Genomic DNA, 13210 nt, shown 5'->3' on the forward strand with positions numbered 1-13210 from the left:
AAACCAAAACAAGCCTGATTAGCTACGGAGACAATCATTATATGGAAGATGCTGCCTACCATAATATTCACTCGAATTGGATACAATAAGCTGTGCACCTATCCTCCTGCCAAAAGGAATTGCAAGACTTAGACACACCAAGCAATAGTTCAAAAAATCACTTCTTGTTATGAGAACTTAATCTCATCACAAAAAGAAGGAGGTTTCACGAGATGCATCTTCTCGGACATCTGGTAAGGTTTATTGTTTCTGCCTTGGTTTTAATGTTTGTCAGCTGGTTAGTTCCAGGGTTTAAAGTCGGTGGTTTCTGGAGCGCATTTTTTCTAGCTTTGGTCATTGCTGTTGCTGCTTGGATCATTGAAGGGATCTTCGGCAAACAAATCACTCCCTTTGGCAGGGGAATCGTAGGCTTTCTGGTAAGCGCGCTTGTCATTTGGGCCGCCCAGTTTGTCGTAAGCAATGTATCTACGAGCATAATAGGTGCCGTTTTAGCTGCTTTAGTCATCGGAATCATCGACCTGTTCATCCCTGTGAAAACCCCTTTTGAACAAGGGATCTCAGGAAAAGAAAATCGTCGATAAAAACCTATCAGTTTCGATAACTGATACCCATGCTAAAGCCCAAAAAAGATCGGTCTGCCGCGTATCCACTCGCCGGACCGATCTTTTCTTTTAACAATTTCTTTCACGAGTTTGTCACTGTTTTTTCGGAAGCGGTCGTGTACAATGATGAGGGAAACCAATTCAATTCCGGAGGGATATACATGAAGAAATTACTCGTTCTTTTTATGGGAATAGTCTTAGTCATTGCGATAGCAGCTTGCGGAAACAAAGATACGAAATCAGCACAATCCTCTACATCTCCCGCCGCAACTACGCAAGCTACAGGCCAGCAAGTTTTATTGAAAGCCACTAACTTCAAATTTGACCAATCCGAATATCGTGTCAAAAAAGGAGAGCCCGTTACAATTACGCTTGATAATGCTCAAGGTGTTCATGGTGCTTCCATTAAAGAATTTAAAATAAACCTCGATAATAGCAACAAAACAGTTACCTTTACGCCAGATAAAGCGGGTTCTTTCCCAATTAACTGTTCCATCATGTGTGGCAGTGGTCACGCTAATATGAAAACAACATTGATTGTTGAATAGTTTAAATTATCAGTTCATAAGTCCTTATCGCGGCAATAAAGCGGTAAGGCTTTTTTGTATTTGGATGATGGTGTAACATTTCCTGTGAAGCAAGTTTATTTATGCTTCATAAGTGACAATAACGTTGCGTCAAAGCACTTGACAGTACCTTAAAAAGACAGGAAACAAATAAACGGATAAGAAAGCATCCATCCACTTTCTAAACAAAACATCCTCAACATACTTTATGTTCTTGGAATTTGTGAACATATACGCACAAAAGTTAGTGTTGATCTTTCGAGAGTTAAAAGTTGTATGCTTTCTTTTATTTTTGCTGGATACTACTTTTTGTTTGCGATTTCTGTCCGCATAATGCTAGTTGCAGCTTCTCCAGCATTAACTTAGCAGTTCGATAATTTACTCCAAGCAAGCTTGCAAACGCTGCAATTGAGTAGGTTTGACCATCTTGGATCAATGCTCGTATAGCTTTGAACCAAAGCATCAAGGAAAGCTTTGATTTATGCATAACCGTTCCAGCCGTTAATGAAATTTGCGTGCGGCATTCTTTACACTCCAATAAATTGCGAGTCTTAATTATATAAAATAAATGATAATCACAATTTGGGCAACAAAACCCACCCGCCCACCGTCTTTTCGTCAAAAATCTTACACAATCTTCCTCTGTCTTGAAAGTGTCATCCAACGATTCAAATAAATATGTTTCCATGAATTGACCCCTCTCGATTGCAAAGCGAGCTTAAATAATTTCCTATATTTGTATTATACAGAACGTTTGTTTGCATGTAAAGCAGTTTTTGTTTCCGAGATTAATATCATGAATATTCATTTTCTGTAGTATCTACATTGTTAAAAAGCAAGTATTCGACTAATCAATATCAACAATTTGAAGCTTTTTTGAGCTTTTGCTATAGTACTGCTCTCATCTCCGTCAGGGACATAGAATGTTTTAATGCATCAGCAAGGTTTTTTGGATGATTGTAGATACCACAGAAAACATAATTTTAAAGTGTAAGGATTCGAGTGAAGGTATTATTTTCGGATTTATAAAGCCAGTTGTTCTTGCCACTTCGTAAAGGGTTATTTGACTTGGATATCCCCTGTTAAAAAGCATGTTCCTAGCCTCAATTTCTGGAGTAATGTTTACGAAGCTCGTTAGTTGTAGTCGGTGTGGTTGTGGTTGTCGGTGTGGTTAAGGTATTTCGTGGCATTGTAGATACTACAGAACTCATATGTTTAGTGGATGAAAGTCGGGGAGTGCCGGTGCTGTGTGGTGGAAACTGATAAAAGCTGCCCTTTCTATATTAGAAAAGTAGGCAGCTTCTATAGGGGAATTCCTTGTTTCCAGAGTTCTTGGAGTTTTCCTGCTATATTGGGTAATTCGTTAATTAAATATGGAGCTATGGTTGAGCTTGAGAGCAGCTTTTGAAGTCCATCTGCGGGCATGATGGTGATAACATTGACAGCTATAATGATGATCAAAAGTGCTTCTGCTAAGCCCAACAATGCGCCGCTCCAACGGTTGATGAAGTTCAGGCCTGGGGTTTTTGCTAGAATATTAAGTGCTCTTCCTACGATGACTAGTGCAAATTTTACGCCAAAAAACAATATTGCAAAGGCTAAAGCGTTCAGGATATAGGTATCCAAATTAAGGCCTTTTACGATAAATTCGTATTTTTGGTAATTTTGATAGGTAGGCAATGCAACTGCATTTCGAAGCAGAGGGGCAAAATCCCTGTAGAAATAAAATGCAACGAGGTAGGCGAGAACAAAACCTGAGAGCGAAACAATCTGGGCAATAAATCCTCTAAAGTAACCAAGCAGCAGACCCAAAGCTACTATCGACAACATGACATAGTCTAGTGTATTCAGTGTCACTGTGGATTACCTGCCAGGACTGTCTGTTTCTACAAGCTCGATCCACTCATTGTATTCATTCTGCAGCTTAGCATATTCCTCGCGCAATTCTTTATACTCTTCTTTGATATTTTGAAGTTCTTTTTGCTGAGCTTCATCGTTCAAGCTTTGGTGCATTAACTCTTCTTTCTCTCTGCGGGCTTGGGCTAAAATCTGTTCTTTTTCTTCTTCAAAATGTTGAGCAAGGGTACTTCGTTCTAATTGCTGCTGCTCTAGTAAGGCATCAATTTGCGCTTGATATTGTGTAATAATGGTTGATTTTTGGTCTTCAAGCTGTTGAATAATGTTTGTTTGTCGTGCTTGGAATTCCCCAACTAGATTGCCTTTATCTTGCTCAAAACGTAGAACCTTAGCATCAGCCTCGTCCTGGTAAATGACGGTGAGTGTTTCTATTTCCTCTTGGTGTGCAGTTGTGAGTGTTTCTATTTCCTTCTGGTGTGCGGTTGTGAGTGTTTCTATTTCTTCTTGATGTTGATTTGTAATTATATTTAATTTCTCTTTATGTTGGTTTGAAATTGTATTTATTCTTTCTTGAAGTTGGTTCGTAATTGTATCTATTCTCTCTTGAAGTTGGTTTGTGATATTTTCTAGTTCCTCTTGATGTTGATTCGTGATGTTTTCTAGTTCCTCTTGATGTTGATTAACGAGTATTTCTTTTTCCGTTAGATACTGATTCGAAAGCTTAAAGATCTCTTCTTGATGTTGCATGTTTATGATTTCTTTATCCTGCAGATGTTGCTGCATTAGTGCTTCTTTGTCTTGTTGATATTGCTGATGTAACATTTCTTTGTCTTGCAAGTGGATTTCTGAGAGGGACTGTTTTTCGACTCTGTGTTGTTCGTTCAGCTTTTGAAGCTGATGTGCCTTTTGTTGTTTCTCTTGTTCGAATTGTTGCTTTGTTTGTTGGTGCTGTTGTTTTTCTTGGTCTAGCTGTTGTCTTACTTGTATTTGTTGACGTTTTTCCTGCTCTAGCTGTTGTTTGACTTGTTCTAGTTGTTGCTTGACTTGCTCCTGTTGCTGTTTAGCTTGTTCTTGCTGTTGTTTAGCCTGCTCATGTTGTTGTTGTTTAACTTGCTCTTGTTGTTGCTTAGCTTGCTCTTGCTGTTGTTTAGCTTGTTGTAGTTGTTGCCTCAATTGTTCTTGTTCTTGCTTTGCTTTCTGCACTTCTTGTTTCATTTGCTCTTGCGCTTGGTTAGCTTGTACTAGCTTAGCATTTTGTTCACTTATGGATGTCTGTTGTTGCTCGTATTCTTGTTTCAATTCGTTAAAGGTAACGTTTAATTTGTCATAGGCAGCTTTGGTCGCTTCTTGGTTCTTTTGGGTTTTGGTCAGTTCTTCCATGATTTCATTCATACGGAAGCACTCATCTGCCATGTTCACGGCAGCCAGAACGGCGATTTTCTGTGAATCTAGCCGCGGATAGCCCTTTGCAATACGAAACATTTGGTCGTTCACGTATTCAGCTACTCGCTTCATGTAATTGGTGCTTGTGCTTGCTTTTAATTTGTATTGGTGACCATATATATCAACGGTAATCCTCGTTTTATCTTCAGCGTTCACTTTTTTATATCCTCCCTTAGATGAAAGGCTGGCCCTATCGAGTGTAATTTCGATAAGACCAGCCTGTTTTCCTGCAACTTAAATGAAAGTTACACTATTTTCTTAACTCTGCCTCATATTGTTGTTCAAGGGTTTGAACAACTTTGGCATGAAGCTCTGTTACTTCTTCATCCAGCAGTGTTCTCTCTGCGTGACGGTATACTAAGGCAATGGCTACGCTTTTGCGATTTGCGCCTAAACGTTCTCCTGTATAGATATCGAATACTTGAATGGATTCTAACAAGTCTCCGGCAACTTCGGTGATGGTTTGCTCCATTAAACCTACTGGTACACTAGCATTCACTACTACAGCAAGATCGCGACCAATGGACGGATAACGCGGCAGCAATTTATATACAATTGCATCTCCAGCAGCTTCTAAGATTGGTGAAAGCTCAACCTCAAGTACGTAAGTGTCATCAAGATCACGCTGCTGTTGGACTGTAGGATGCAGTTGACCGATTCGACCTATTACTTGCTCACCTTCAGCTGTTTTTAGGAGGAGCTCGGCGGTTCGGCCCGGATGGAAACCATCTGGTGATGCAGATTGATAGCTGAGTCCTTTAACGCCTAGGTAGCTTACAAGACGGTCAAAAACGCCTTTGATATCATAAAAGTCGACAGCCTCGGACTTCTGTGCCCAATGTGCTTGACGGCGTTTGCCTGTCAATACAATGGAGAGGAGAAGCTTCTCTTGCGGCAAATCTGTTAGTGAAGACTCATCTGTAATGAATACTTTGCCGATTTCGAAAATAGCCACGTCATCCATCGTACGGTTACGATTGTAGCTAACAACGTCTAGCAGATGCGGCAGCAAGCTAGTACGCAGTTGGCTGCGATCCTCGCTCATTGGCATAGCGAGCGAGATTGGCTTTGCCGCTGGGTATAGACCCGGCAGCGAAACGGTTTGATCCGGCTGCGTGAAGGAATAAGTGATGACTTCATGCAGTCCGCTCTGAGTCAGGAGATTCCGTGTAATTCGACGGATCGACTGCTCTTTGGACAAGGAACCGGGCGTCGTCACGCCGGTCATTAAGGTTGTCGGGATGTTGTCGTAGCCGAATAGGCGAGCTACTTCTTCGATCAAATCGACATCCCGTGTGATGTCTCCGCGGCGGCTCGGCACATGCACGAGCAGCTTGCCTTCGCCTGCCTGCTCGAAGGTGAAGTGCAGGCGCTCTATGATTTGACCCATCTCGGCCAAGGAAAGTTCAGTGCCGAGATAATTGTTCACACGGTCAGCAGCAAGGTAGATAGCGACCGGCTTGTGTGTGCCCGCCTCGGCTTGGGCGATGCCGTCAGCGACTTGACCTGATGCGTACTGAGCCATTAACGCAGCAGCACGGTTTAATGCCGGAAGCACGGCTTCCGGGTTCACTTCTTTCTCGAAGCGAAGACTCGCTTCGGAGCGGAGCCCTAGCTGGCGCGACGTTCGGCGCACAGAGCTGCCTGCGAACTTAGCGGATTCAAGCAGAATCCGTGTTGTGCCTTCTGTTACTTCGGAGTTAGCGCCGCCCATAACACCAGCTATCCCTACTGGCTTCGTGCCGTCCGTGATAAGCAGCATGTGCGGCTCTAGTGAACGCTCTACATCGTCGAGCGTGACGAGCTTCTCGCCGGCCTCAGCAAGGCGTACATCGATGTGGCCATTGTTCAACTGCTCAGCATCGAAAGCGTGAAGCGGTTGGCCGTATTCAAGCATCACGAAATTCGTGATGTCTACGATGTTGTTGATCGGGCGGATACCAGCCGCCATCAAACGGTTCTGCATCCACAGCGGAGAAGTGCCGACGCGCACGCCTTCGATAAGGCGAGCCGCGTAGTGCGAGCACTGCTCCGTCGCTGTGATCTTCACACTGATGCGATCAGCAGCTTTCACTGCGGCTGTTCCAGCCGCTTGAATTGCTGTTTCCGCATCAGGCAGTTTGACGCCGCGTCCTAGGATCGCTGCGATCTCATAAGCAGCTCCGAGCATGCTCAAGCAATCGGAGCGGTTTGGTGTCAGATCAAGCTCTAATACCTTGTCGCTGATTGCAAGGACATCAAGAATTGAGCTGCCGATTTCGGTATCTTCAGGCAGAACTAGGATGCCTTCTTGAATTTCCTTCGGCAGCAGTTTGTCGTTCAGACCAAGCTCTTTGGCTGAACAAATCATGCCTTGTGATTCTACGCCGCGCAGCTTAGCGCGTTTGATTTGTAATCCGTCAGGTAGCACGGCCCCAATCATGGCGACTGGCACCTTTTGTCCCGCATCTATATTTTTAGCCCCGCAAACGATTTGTAAGTCTTCGCCTTGTCCGGCATCAATGATACACACGCTTAATTTATCTGCGTCTGGGTGTTTTTCGCGTGATTTTACAAATCCAACGACTACGTTCGTTACACCCTTATTGCGATCTTCCACGATATCCACTTCGATGCCGCTTCGGGTAAGTTTTTCTGCTAATTCCTCGGCTGTGAAGCCTGATACATCGACATATTCCGATAACCATTGATAAGAAACCTTCATGCTTAACCCCTCCTTTTCCTGATGCTTACAAGTGTAAGAATTGCTTTAAGAACCGCAAATCGTTCGTGTAGAAATGACGAATATCTTCAATTCCATATTTCAGCATCGCAATGCGCTCAACGCCCATTCCAAATGCAAATCCTGTGTATTCTTTCGGATCATATCCACCCATCTCCAGAACGCGCGGATGTACCATGCCCGCTCCGAGGATTTCTAACCAGCCAGTTTGTTTGCATGTACGGCAGCCAACGCCACCACACATCGCACAGCTCACGTCCACTTCAACGCTTGGCTCTGTGAACGGGAAAAAGCTTGGACGCAAGCGAATTCTCGTCTTTTTGCCGTACATTTCTTGAACGAATTGAAGCAAAGTTCCTTTCAGATCACTCATCCGTACATTACGGTCGATGACTAGACCCTCAATTTGGGTAAACATATGTGAATGTGTTGCATCATCGTCATCGCGGCGGTATACTTTGCCCGGACAAATGATTTTGATCGGAACTTCCCCTTTGCGTTTCTCCATCGTTCTAACTTGAACTGGGGAGGTTTGTGTACGCATTAGAATCTCATCCGTGATATAGAAAGAGTCCTGCATATCGCGAGCTGGATGATCCTTCGGAAGATTAAGCGCCTCAAAATTGTAGTAATCCTGCTCTACCTCTGGACCTTCAGCAACGGTGTACCCCATTCCAATGAAAATGTCTTCAATTTCTTGAATAACTTTGCTTAAAGGATGCACGGCACCTTGCTGCGATGGACGACCCGGCAGTGTTACGTCAATCATTTCTGCACGCAATCTGTTCTCGGTTTCTTGCTGTTGGTACGCTGCTTGCTTCTCTTCAATAACGGTCTCAATTGCTGCACGAACGTCGTTCGCTACTTGGCCGATGATCGGTCTCTCTTCCGCACTTAATGCGCCCATACCGCGTAGCACCTCGGTTAGAGGCCCTTTTTTACCCAAATACTTAATACGTAAATCGTTCAGCTCCTGCTGACTTTGTACGTCGCTCAGCTCCTGCAGCGCTTCCTGCTTTAAAGCTTCTAACCGCTCTTTCATCGAAATCCCTCCTGAATTAGGCCCCTGAATCACCCTAAATGAAAACACAAAAAAGACTTTCCGCTCCCTTACAAGGGACGAAAAGCCGTGGTACCACCCTAATTAGATTCGTTCACTGGCAAGGCCAAATAAACGATTCTCACTTCATTTCAGATAACGGACGATGTGTCCGGTTCCTTCTATTTAGAAGCCTTTGGTTAAGCTTCCGTTCAAAGGACTGCTCGGGAGTGAACTTCAGCAGCCTGATTCTCGGGGATAGCTCTCAATCATCGGCTTTCCCTCCCTGTCAAGAAGCACTGCGTACTCTTCTCCGTCAAAGCATTTTCACATATATGTACCAGTTATTATATGCAAGATATGCCTGATATGCAAGTGAACTAGCCTCGGGTACTGAATTTTCCTATTGACTTCGAATCCTCATCGGCGTATATTTTATTTAAACAGTTTAAACATTAATTCGTATAAACATTTTATTATTTAATTATTTGATACTTTAATAAAGTGGTAAGGAGGATTTCGATATGGAAGATGAATTGATAGCCTATACCAATCGTTTCCGAACAACATTTGAAACCGCACATCGAAAAATTAGTCACACCGTACTTACCCAGTTAGATTCGGAGTTAACAGGGCCACAATTATTCATGTTATTCATGATATCGAAAGAAGGCACGCCGAAACAAACTCATCTCGCTGAGAAACTGGGCGTTAAACCAAGTGCGATCACCGTTATGATTGATCGACTTGTCCAAAGTGGGCATGTTATTAGGAAACACCATGAGACAGATCGACGGATTGTGCTGGTTGAAATAACCGAAACCGGGAAAGCCATACTCAAACAAGCTGAAGATGTTCAGAAAGAAGTAATTGCTCGTGGACTTTCACAGCTCCCCCCGGAGGAAATGCGCATTCTTGTGAGTGCCTTTGAAAAGCTTACTAATTTTTATTAATTTCATCTTATTCAAGGAGTGGTACAAGTGGAAAACATACAAAAAACAGCTTCAGAGAAATCCATAGAAGCAGAAGGACCAGAACTCAAAAATCGAGGTCTCTTGCTCACCGGTCTTATCATTGCTATGCTATTTGGCGCTTTGGACGGTACAATTGTTGGAACGGCTATGCCGCGTATCGTTGGTGAATTCGGCGGTCTCGGTCTCATGGCTTGGTTGACTACTGCTTACATGTTGACATCAACAGTTGTCGTTCCAATTGCAGGTAAACTTGCTGATTTAATTGGTCGTCGAGTCATCTATGTAACAGGTTTAGTTATCTTTATCGCGGCTTCAGCCCTATGTGGGATGTCTCAAAACATGACCGAACTGATCCTGTTCCGCGGTTTGCAAGGTCTTGGCGGCGGTATTATGATGCCCATGGCGATGATTATTATCGGGGACTTATTTACGGGTAAACAACGTGCCAAATGGCAGGGCGTATTCGGTGCGATCTTCGGTTTATCATCAGTTATTGGCCCCCAAGTCGGTGGTTGGATCGTTGACGCATTGAACTGGCGTTGGGTATTCTACATCAACCTTCCTGTAGGTATCCTTGCTGTTGTCTTAATTGCAATTGCATTACCGAAGCACAAAGCAAACGGCAAAGTAAAGTTCGATATTCCGGGTATTGTCACCATGATTGTCGGGGTCGTCAGCTTACTGCTTGCCTTAACATTTGGCGGTAAAGATTTTGCTTGGTTCTCTTGGCAAATCATAGGGCTTTTTGTGCTGGCCATTGTATCCTTGGTTTCCTTCGTTATTATTGAAAGTAAAGCCGAAGAGCCGATCCTTCCTGTTCGGTTATTTAAAAATAGAACATTTACAACAATTAACGGTGTAGGGTTCCTTATGGCTGTCGGTATGTTCGGAGCTATTATGTTCGTTCCTCTCTTTATGCAAGGCATCGTCGGTATCAGTGCTTCAGCATCAGGTACAGTGATGACGCCACTTATGATTACGATGATTGCTGCTAGCGTTGTTTCCGGTCAATTCATTCAAAAAATCGGTGTTCGTAAACAAATGCTTGGTGGTATGATTATTATGGCTATTGGCTTCTATTTCCTTGGTACCATGGGCATAAGCACGACGAAGTTGATTGCTTCAAGTTATATGCTGATTCTTGGTCTGGGAATGGGTCTCGTCATGCCAATCCTAACACTTGCTTTACAAGAGAGCTTCCCGAAATCCGAGCTAGGTGTCGTTACGTCTTCCAGTCAATTCTTCCGCCAAATTGGCGGTACATTCGGTATGACGATTCTCGGAGCCATTATGAACCACAAGTCAACAGTGCTGTTAGAACAAGATTTAACTCCTGTTGTCAATCAGCTTCCCGCGGAAGCAAGTGGGCTGGCTACACAAATGACGGATATGATCCATACCAATCCACAAGCCTTATATTCCTCACTTCTAAGTCCTGAAACCTTGGCCAAAATGCCAAAAGAATTCGTGGAGCACATGCTGCCAATTCTAAAAAATGCCCTGGTTACATCGCTTCACCAAGTGTTTATTGTAGGCTTAGTGTTCGTTTTACTCGGAGCTGTTCTGACTCTCTTTATTGGTAACATTAAAGTATCCGACCGTAAATCTAAGAAATCAGATGACAAAAAAGAAAACGAAAATGAACTTTCGCCAGGAATCGCTTAATACAAAAAGGCTCTTTTCTCTAATTGGAGAGGAAAGAGTCTTTTTCTTTTTGACACGAAGCAAGCTATAGCGTTTAATAAACTTGGATACCTTAAAAAAGGAGAGTGCTCGCCATGAAATATCGCAGACTTGGTAAAACGGATTTGAAAGTTTCCATTGTAGGTGTTGGGACTTGGCAGTTCGGCGGAGAGTGGGGACTTACTTACACACAAGCTGAAGCAGATGCTATTCTCGATCAAGCAGCCGATCTTGGTATAAATTTGATCGATACAGCAGAATGCTATGGTGACCATCTATCGGAATCTCTTATCGGTAATTACTTATCCCGCCGCAATCGCGAGAACTGGATCGTGGCTACGAAATTTGGCCACCATTTCCACGATCTGTTCACCCGAACAGATGATTTCAGTTCCGAAGGCGTTGTCAAACAACTGGACGATTCTCTAAAAGCTTTACAAACGGACTATATTGACTTATATCAATTCCATTCCGGACCTGATGATTTATTTGATAATGATGTGCTTTGGACAACTTTGGACAAACAAGTTCAAGCCGGGAAAATCCGTCATTTGGGAACATCCATTGGTAGTAATGCTAATATTCATCAAACAGAAGCTTCCAGCAAGGTCAATTCCAAAGCCATTCAAGTCGTGTACAACCGATTGGATCGTGCCCCAGAAGAGCTTGTTTTCCCTTCCTGTGTGAATCAAGATCTTGGCGTATTAGCACGTGTCCCATTGGCTAGCGGCTATTTGAGCGGCAAGTATAAGCCTGGTGCAGTGTTCAGCAACACAGACGTTCGCCATCGTCATGATGCCGAGAGTGTGAAACAGAAGCTCGAGGACGTGCAGCGCATCCAGAAAGAAGAAGTTCCTGAAGGAATGGACATGGCCAAATGGGCATTAGCTTGGTGTTTGAAAAATGATGCCGTTACAACGGTCATTCCAGGCTGTAAAAACCCTGAACAGGTTATTGCGAATGCAAGCGCAACGGAGCTTATCAGCGATAACCACCCACAGGCTTGGAAAGCTTAAGAGAATGAGGAAGGAATGACTTCTGAATGAGTCATACACAACACGCAGAAACATGGAAGCAACTCAAAGATCACTTGCCTCAGTGGGTTACGGAGAGCAAGGCACATACATCAGACGGACATGTTGCTTCCTACATTCCTGAACTTGCTAACGCTCCAGCCGATGTTCTAGGTATCTGTATTATGGATACTGAAGGAAATATCTCTGTAGCAGGAGAATCTGATTTCCGTTTTACTTTGCAAAGTATTTCGAAAGTATTTACTTTAATTTTGGCGTTGATGGATAACGGTGAAGAGATTGTTTTCTCCAAGGTGGGAATGGAGCCAACCGGAGATGATTTCAACTCAATGCTGAAGCTCGAACTCGTCGAGCCCGGCATCCCCTTTAACCCGCTTATCAATGCTGGGGCAATTGCGATATCATCCTTGATTGCAGGTAGTAATCCTACGGAGCAGGTCGAGCGGATTCTCCATTTTTTCCGAGACATCGCTCATAATCCTTCACTTGAAATTAATCAAAGTGTGTTCCGATCTGAGTCGGATACTGCACACCGGAATCGTTCGTTAGCTTACTTCTTGAAAGATAACGGTGTGCTGGATCGCGAGGTTGACGACGTTCTCCACGTCTATTTCAGCCATTGTTCCGTTGAGGTGAACTGTACCGACTTGGCTAGAATGGCCCTCGTTCTTGCGCATAACGGCGTAGATCCGATTCGTAATCAACGCCTTATACCGCGGCGATTCGTGCAGATCGCTAAGACGTTCATGTTTACCTGTGGTATGTACAATGCCTCAGGTGAATTCGCCATGAACGTTGGGCTGCCTGCCAAAAGCGGCGTGTCTGGCAGCATTTTGACGATGGTGCCCGGACAATACGGGATCGGTTTGGTCGGCCCGGCGTTGAACCGCAAGGGTAACAGCACAGCTGGGGTTCACCTTCTAGGCACGCTATCGCAGGAATTTGACTGGAGCTTATTTTAGAAAGTGCCTAACATTCGCTTGTATATCCCTGTAAAGTTGTACGTTGTACAACTTTACGCAAGCTAATCCACATTTCCCCCGCGAATGTTGTAAAAACTACAACAATTCCTGCCAAAAGTAGCTCAAAAGCCTCTAAAAAGGCTAAATTGTTGTACAACATACAACATCCTGAGCTTATCAAGAAGAAATCAAGGAAATTGTTGTACGCAATACAACTTGCGCTTCTTTTTCTTCATTTTTTCAAAATTCACAAACACCAATGCAATACAGTCGCTACCGAATCATGCATCCACAATCTCACTCAGATGCTTAAAAAGAACCTTCCCAT

11 protein-coding genes and 1 other annotated feature are annotated in these 13210 nt (G+C 43.7%); of the genes, 6 read left to right on the plus strand and 5 right to left on the minus strand.

Going from position 1 to position 13210, the window contains the following annotated elements:
* Nucleotides 1–212: 212 nt before the first annotated feature.
* Both GC102_RS18160 and GC102_RS18165 read left to right on the plus strand, forming a co-directional pair.
* Nucleotides 213–581, plus strand: a complete 369-nt coding sequence (locus tag GC102_RS18160) for a phage holin family protein (RefSeq protein ID WP_171646508.1) — start codon at nucleotides 213–215, stop codon at nucleotides 579–581.
* 182 nt (nucleotides 582–763) lie between these two features.
* The gene (locus tag GC102_RS18165) at nucleotides 764–1150 is read left to right on the plus strand and encodes a cupredoxin domain-containing protein (protein ID WP_171690791.1); all 387 of its coding nucleotides are present in this window, start codon (nucleotides 764–766) and stop codon (nucleotides 1148–1150) included.
* A gap of 304 nt (nucleotides 1151–1454) precedes the next feature.
* Here the strand turns inward: GC102_RS18165 and GC102_RS18170 are convergent, their stop codons facing one another.
* The 5 genes from GC102_RS18170 to pheS form a co-directional block, all read right to left on the minus strand.
* Nucleotides 1455–1856, minus strand: coding sequence for a transposase (locus GC102_RS18170; RefSeq protein ID WP_171690792.1), 402 nt, complete (start codon nucleotides 1854–1856; stop codon nucleotides 1455–1457).
* Nucleotides 1857–2470: 614 nt separating this feature from the next.
* Entirely contained in the window at nucleotides 2471–3025 is a 555-nt protein-coding gene (locus GC102_RS18175) for a CvpA family protein (RefSeq protein WP_312883314.1), read from the minus strand.
* Between the two features lie 6 nt (nucleotides 3026–3031).
* Entirely contained in the window at nucleotides 3032–4624 is a 1593-nt protein-coding gene (locus tag GC102_RS18180) for a cell division protein ZapA (RefSeq protein ID WP_171690793.1), read from the minus strand.
* Between the two features lie 94 nt (nucleotides 4625–4718).
* Nucleotides 4719–7172, minus strand: coding sequence for a phenylalanine--tRNA ligase subunit beta (gene pheT, locus GC102_RS18185; RefSeq protein ID WP_171690794.1), 2454 nt, complete (start codon nucleotides 7170–7172; stop codon nucleotides 4719–4721).
* Nucleotides 7173–7197: 25 nt separating this feature from the next.
* Nucleotides 7198–8232 carry a phenylalanine--tRNA ligase subunit alpha gene (gene pheS / locus GC102_RS18190; protein ID WP_171690795.1) on the minus strand — a complete coding sequence of 345 codons (1035 nt, stop codon included), beginning with the start codon at nucleotides 8230–8232 and terminating at the stop codon, nucleotides 7198–7200.
* Nucleotides 8233–8302: 70 nt separating this feature from the next.
* Nucleotides 8303–8558: a binding site (T-box leader), on the minus strand.
* A gap of 195 nt (nucleotides 8559–8753) precedes the next feature.
* Here pheS and GC102_RS18195 point away from each other — a divergent pair.
* The 4 genes from GC102_RS18195 to glsA all read left to right on the plus strand — a co-directional run bounded on the left by GC102_RS18195 (nucleotide 8754) and on the right by glsA (nucleotide 12882).
* On the plus strand, nucleotides 8754–9182 hold the full coding sequence (locus GC102_RS18195) for a MarR family winged helix-turn-helix transcriptional regulator (protein ID WP_171690796.1): 429 nt from the start codon (nucleotides 8754–8756) through the stop codon (nucleotides 9180–9182).
* A gap of 63 nt (nucleotides 9183–9245) precedes the next feature.
* The gene (locus tag GC102_RS18200; RefSeq protein ID WP_312883317.1) at nucleotides 9246–10868 is read left to right on the plus strand and encodes an MDR family MFS transporter; all 1623 of its coding nucleotides are present in this window, start codon (nucleotides 9246–9248) and stop codon (nucleotides 10866–10868) included.
* Nucleotides 10869–10981: 113 nt separating this feature from the next.
* The gene (locus GC102_RS18205) at nucleotides 10982–11902 is read left to right on the plus strand and encodes an aldo/keto reductase (protein WP_171690797.1); all 921 of its coding nucleotides are present in this window, start codon (nucleotides 10982–10984) and stop codon (nucleotides 11900–11902) included.
* Nucleotides 11903–11928: 26 nt separating this feature from the next.
* On the plus strand, nucleotides 11929–12882 hold the full coding sequence (gene glsA, locus GC102_RS18210; RefSeq protein WP_171690798.1) for a glutaminase A: 954 nt from the start codon (nucleotides 11929–11931) through the stop codon (nucleotides 12880–12882).
* The last annotated feature ends 328 nt before the right edge of the window (nucleotides 12883–13210 follow it).

Origin of the sequence: Paenibacillus germinis (genome assembly GCF_013141785.1) — a bacterium.
Lineage (GTDB): Bacteria > Bacillota > Bacilli > Paenibacillales > NBRC-103111 > Paenibacillus_E > Paenibacillus_E phytorum.

Coding starts and splice junctions, on each gene's coding strand:
- glsA (WP_171690798.1), top strand. CDS start 11,929: ATGAGTCATACACAACACGCAGAAACATGGAAGCAACTCAAAGATCAC.
- GC102_RS18160 (WP_171646508.1), top strand. CDS start 213: ATGCATCTTCTCGGACATCTGGTAAGGTTTATTGTTTCTGCCTTGGTT.
- pheS (WP_171690795.1), bottom strand. CDS start 8,232: ATGAAAGAGCGGTTAGAAGCTTTAAAGCAGGAAGCGCTGCAGGAGCTG.
- GC102_RS18170 (WP_171690792.1), bottom strand. CDS start 1,856: ATGGAAACATATTTATTTGAATCGTTGGATGACACTTTCAAGACAGAG.
- pheT (WP_171690794.1), bottom strand. CDS start 7,172: ATGAAGGTTTCTTATCAATGGTTATCGGAATATGTCGATGTATCAGGC.
- GC102_RS18205 (WP_171690797.1), top strand. CDS start 10,982: ATGAAATATCGCAGACTTGGTAAAACGGATTTGAAAGTTTCCATTGTA.
- GC102_RS18165 (WP_171690791.1), top strand. CDS start 764: ATGAAGAAATTACTCGTTCTTTTTATGGGAATAGTCTTAGTCATTGCG.
- GC102_RS18195 (WP_171690796.1), top strand. CDS start 8,754: ATGGAAGATGAATTGATAGCCTATACCAATCGTTTCCGAACAACATTT.